At 49.9% G+C, this 754-nt stretch carries 1 pseudogene; it reads left to right on the top strand.

Annotated elements, in window-relative coordinates:
• Positions 1 to 102 precede the first annotated feature (102 nt).
• Positions 103 to 754, top strand: a pseudogene (locus HMPREF1551_RS12835) (terminase family protein); the annotation flags it as partial.

Raw genomic sequence — 754 nt, 5'->3', positions numbered from 1 at the left:
GAAAAGAGAACAGTGAAAAGTGAAAAGCGAAGCGGAAAGCCAAGCGAAAACTTGGAGCTTGGGTATGTGGGCGAAGACCGAATAGTAAAGCCAAGCGAATACATGGAGCTTGGGTATGTGGGTGAAGAGCAAAACACAGCTCCTCCGCAAGATAGTTCATCAGTTTTTTCCCCTTCAGGGGAAAGGGAGACACTCCTCTCCTTCACCCGCGCCACGCTCCCAACCTTTACCCCTGCCTCCTTTCATGAAGTCTATTATGACCAACTCACCCAATTTGCCTACGGCCACATCAAAAAACTCATGATCACCATGCCACCCCAACATGGAAAAAGTGAAGGAGCAACCAGAAGACTCCCTGCCTTTATCTTAGGGCACCAACCAGACAAGCGTATTGCGATTGTCTCCTACAACGCCATTAAGGCACGAAAGTTCAACCGCGAACTCCAACGTATTATTGATGACGATACCTATCACAAGTTGTTTCCACAAACGCTCCTTGCCGGGCAAACACCAGCCAACCCTAGTGCCACAACCACCAAAAGCCGTAACTACGCCCGCAATGCGGACGAGTGTGAAATCGTCGGCTACCAAGGTAGCTTTAAGACCATAGGCGTGGGCGGTTCTTTAACCGGCGAGCCGGTCGATGTCTTGATTATGGATGACCTTTATAAGGATGCTGCGGCAGCTTGGTCACCCCTGATTCGCCAGAATATAGCGGATTGGTACGATACCGTAGCCTCTACACGTTTACACA

This window comes from Capnocytophaga sp. oral taxon 863 str. F0517 (assembly GCF_000466425.1).
Taxonomy (GTDB): domain Bacteria; phylum Bacteroidota; class Bacteroidia; order Flavobacteriales; family Flavobacteriaceae; genus Capnocytophaga.
This window is presented reverse-complemented; position numbering and strand designations above follow the sequence as displayed.